The organism is Salipaludibacillus sp. CF4.18, assembly GCF_051262595.1.
GTDB classification, from domain to species: domain Bacteria; phylum Bacillota; class Bacilli; order Bacillales; family Salisediminibacteriaceae; genus Salipaludibacillus; species Salipaludibacillus neizhouensis.
This window is the reverse complement of record NZ_JBIMEV010000156.1, coordinates 1-602: the sequence shown is the minus strand read 5'-3', so window position 1 is coordinate 602 and position 602 is coordinate 1. Positions and strand designations below refer to the sequence as shown.

Below are 602 nucleotides of genomic sequence, written 5' to 3'. Positions count from 1 at the left end.
ACTCCCTCAGGAAAAGTTACTATGCCGGGGTTCTGAACCGCTTTTATTAATTTTAAAAAATTTTTCTTTAAGCCCTGTCTGAATATAAGCCACTAGATTTTGAATTAATTCAAAATTATGGTACTTAGGCTTACACGTTGTGTTAGGAGACTGTATAGATCTCCCAGTTGAAACTTATGGGCACATTGGACTCTGCAAATTAGGGGACTCACCCTCCCATATCTCCTGGTATCACGTACCTACATTCCTTCGTTGGGTCTTTTCCCTAAAGCAGAGGCCGGCATATGCTCCTGCATGGACTGATCCTTGTAGATCGTCTTAAGTCGAATTATGGCCGGCTTCTCCGTGTCTTAATTGTCAGGGATTATTCATTCATAGATTCTTAACTAAGCTGCTGTCTTATCAATGAGAAAAGGTATATCCAACATCATATGTTCTTCATCAAACTTTCTTCCATGTTTGCAAAGACCATGGCATATTTGAAGTAGCTTTCTTGAAAGAACAACTAATGCTTCTTTGCCAGTCAACGGATTCTCTCTTCGAGAGACATAATAATCATAAAGAGCCCTAAATGCTTTATTGGCATGTAACAAAGGTAAGAT

The 602-nt window shown here is 39.0% G+C and carries 1 pseudogene; it reads right to left on the bottom strand.

Annotated features, from left to right (window positions below):
• Positions 1-386: 386 nt before the first annotated feature.
• Positions 387-602 (bottom strand): annotated as a pseudogene (locus ACHABW_RS25950) (IS110 family transposase); the annotation flags it as partial.